This is a genomic window from Arthrobacter sp. 2YAF22_2 (assembly GCF_052114645.1).
In the GTDB taxonomy this organism is placed as follows: Bacteria; Actinomycetota; Actinomycetes; order Actinomycetales; family Micrococcaceae; genus Arthrobacter.
The window spans coordinates 1-2,838 of the sequence record NZ_JBFRFD010000471.1; the positions used below are offsets into that span (position 1 = coordinate 1).

Sequence of the window (2,838 nt, forward strand, 5' to 3'; positions counted from 1 at the left end):
AGTGTGGCATGCTGATGTGCGTGCACCCCCGGAACCCGACCACTGCCCCCTCACGGGTCCTCTTCTATGGCGTCACCGGAAGCGGCAAATCCTCCGCGGCCCGCGCCTATGCGGACCGCACGGGGCTGCCCGAATTCTCCGCCGACGACGACGTCGGCTGGCTTCCGGGGTGGCGGCAACCGAGCACCGACGAGCAGCGGGAACTGGCAGCGCGTATCGCGGCCCAGGATCAGTGGGTCCTCGACAGTGCCTATGGAGTGTGGCGTGACCTCATCGTCCCCCGAGCGGAATTGATCGTGGGACTGGACTATCCGCGGTGGCTTTCGCTGCTCAGGCTGATCCGCCGCTCGGTCCGCCGGGTCATCGCCCGGGAAGAAGTCTGCAACGGCAACCAGGAATCCTTCAAACGACTCTTCGCGCGCGACTCGATCATTGGCTGGCATTTTCGCTCCTTCAGCCGTAAGCGGCAGGTCATGCGCTCACTGCGAAACGCCCCAGGCAACGCCGAGGTCCTGCTCTTCCGCCATCCCCGCGAACTCGAATCGTGGCTCCAGCGGCTCTCGGATGCGGGGCCCCAGCCCGGCCGGTAGTCCGGCACAGCGCTCCGCCGGTCCACGCCGGCCTTAGCGGATCGGCTCGCCCTTAGCGTCTACCCGGAAGTCCGCAATTACTCGGTCCGTGGCTGTGTCGATAATGACGACGGAGTGTTCCGGCCACGCCGTGTCCGGCGTGACGGTGTATCTCACGTCTGAGAGCTTGGTGGGTCGGCCCGCATCGTTGATCCTGCGGTTGAAGGCGTCCACCACCTGGTTCGTCTCGGTGTTGACGGCAACAGTTTCCTGCGGAAGCGCCGCGGTGGCCCCGGAGGCCGGCGTGGCGTTCCACCAGCCTTCGTACCCGCCGACGTGGCCGTCGAGCCGGGACGTTGTGGACTGCCCGGATCGCTCCGGTTGCACGCTGGCGGCGGACTGGACACCGCAGGCGCTCAGCGCACCAACCGATACAAGGGCCAGCACGACGGCGGCCAAGAGCCTGTTCTTCAAAGTGTCCCCCAACAATGAGCCGAATTACCGCCGACTCTAGCAGTGCCGCGGGCCCACCTCCCGGTGTTCCAGCCGTTCGGGCCCCTCTATTTCTTCCCGAAAAGACCGCCTAACAAACCGCCGAGGCCGCCCTCGTTCTTCCGCGTGTCCTCCTGTTCGTCCTGCGGCGCGTCCGCCTGCTGCTGGCCGGGGAGGTCGACGTCGATCAACTCGCCGGGGCGGGGGCCGCCGTCGTCCGGCTGCTCTGGCCCTGCTGCCTGGGGCTGCAGCCCTGGCTCCTCGGCATTGCCGGGGAAATTACCGGCGGGACTGCCAGGGTCCGGGGCGGCGGTGCCGCTTGCCGTGCGCTGCTGCCCGCCGCCCGCGCCCCCGCCGAGAAGCCCGCCAAGGATGCCGCCCAGACCACCCAAGCCGCCGGCGCCGCCCGCACCGCCGCCGAGAATCCCGCCGAGGATGCCGCCCAGATCAATTCCGCCGCCCCCGGACTGTGTGCCGGACTGCCCTCCGCCGATACCGCCGCCCGATTGGCCGCGTCCGCCCAAAACCTTGTTGGCAAGGTAGGACATGACGATCGGTGCCAGCATCGGAAGTAGCTTGCGGACCAGGTCGCCGCCCACCCCGCCGAGTTGCGTCGTGCCCGCCAGTTGCTGGGCCACCTGGTCCTGCTGGCCGCCGAATACGTGGTTCACGATCTTCTCGCCGTCGGCCGTGTCCACCTGGGCCGCGTCCACGCCGCCGTCGAGCAACCCGTTCCGGTGCTGGCCGAGCGCGGACTCCAAGGAAGCCGCGCCGTCGGGCGCCTGCGCGTTGTTGTGCAGCCCCGCGAGAAGCGTGGGCACCGCAGCCTCCACCGCCGTCTTGGCCGTCTGCCGGTCCGTCCCGAGCATGCCGGCGATCTGGTCGACCGGGATCTGCCCGAGGATGTCCTGGAGTTCAGTCATGTTCTTCTCCTTCAGCCGCGGGCAGCCCGCGGGCATTCTTGGCGGCGGCGGCCGCATCGCCGTCGCAGGACTCGTGCCCTTGCATCGTAGACCCGGGGCTGACGAGCCGGAAGGGTCCGCCGAGGGGTCGGCTGGCGTCCGTGAACCGGGATGATTGCGGGTAATCTTAGAGAGTTCCGGAGCCGGCCCGACCACTCCGGGGGAGTTCATTGCAGGCAGCAAAAGGCGAGGTAGATGGTCCACATCTGGAACGATTTGTCCGAGGTCCCGGCTGGCTTCGGCCCGTCCGTGGTCACAATCGGCAACTTCGACGGCGTGCACCGCGGCCACCAACAGGTGCTCTCGCAGCTCATCCGCACCGCGCGCCTGAACCAGGCGCGCGCCGTCGCGATCACCTTCGATCCGCACCCGGCGCAAGTTCACCGCCCCGAATCCGCCCCCGAGCTGATCATGGGTCTGGAGGACAAGCTCGCTGCCCTCGGCGAACTGGGCCTGGACGCCATCCTGGTGATGAAGTACTCGCTCGAACTGGCCAGCCTCACGCCGGAGGAGTTTGTTTCCTCCGTGCTCGTCGACGCGCTCAAGGCCAGCCACGTGGTTATCGGCCACGACACCCGCTTCGGGCGCGGCAACTCGGGGGATTTGGACACGATGAAGGAGCTGGGGGCGAAGCTCGGCTTCGAGGTTCAGGTCATCAGTGAGTTTGGTTCCGAAGGCTACCCGGTGCACCGCAGCGAGGGCACCGACCACGACGGCGGCTCGAGCGACCGCCGGTGTTCTTCGTCCTGGGTGCGGGAAGCGCTGCGTCAGGGCGACGTCGCCACCGCAGCCGCCGTCCTGGGACGGCCGCACCG

General features: G+C 68.3%; 3 protein-coding genes and 1 pseudogene. 2 read left to right on the plus strand and 2 right to left on the minus strand.

Features of this window, described 5'->3' with window-relative positions; genetic code table 11:
• The coding region (locus AB4Y86_RS15990) for an adenylate kinase (protein ID WP_441403169.1) at positions 1-590 on the plus strand (590 nt) is incomplete at its 5' end.
• Between the two features lie 33 nt (positions 591-623).
• Here AB4Y86_RS15990 and AB4Y86_RS15995 read toward each other — a convergent pair.
• Both AB4Y86_RS15995 and AB4Y86_RS16000 read right to left on the minus strand, forming a co-directional pair.
• Positions 624-1,043: a hypothetical protein gene (locus tag AB4Y86_RS15995; protein WP_441403170.1), complete on the minus strand. Its 420-nt coding sequence runs from the start codon at positions 1,041-1,043 to the stop codon at positions 624-626.
• A gap of 86 nt (positions 1,044-1,129) precedes the next feature.
• A complete protein-coding gene (locus tag AB4Y86_RS16000; RefSeq protein WP_441403171.1) occupies positions 1,130-1,984 on the minus strand; it encodes a DUF937 domain-containing protein in 855 nt (284 codons plus the stop codon).
• Between the two features lie 234 nt (positions 1,985-2,218).
• Between AB4Y86_RS16000 and AB4Y86_RS16005 the strand changes: the two are divergent.
• Positions 2,219-2,838 (plus strand): annotated as a pseudogene (locus tag AB4Y86_RS16005) (bifunctional riboflavin kinase/FAD synthetase); the annotation flags it as partial.

Bases quoted from the DNA above. Each gene is read 5' to 3' on its own strand.
- AB4Y86_RS16000 (WP_441403171.1), bottom strand. From the start codon at position 1,984: ATGACTGAACTCCAGGACATCCTCGGGCAGATCCCGGTCGACCAGATC.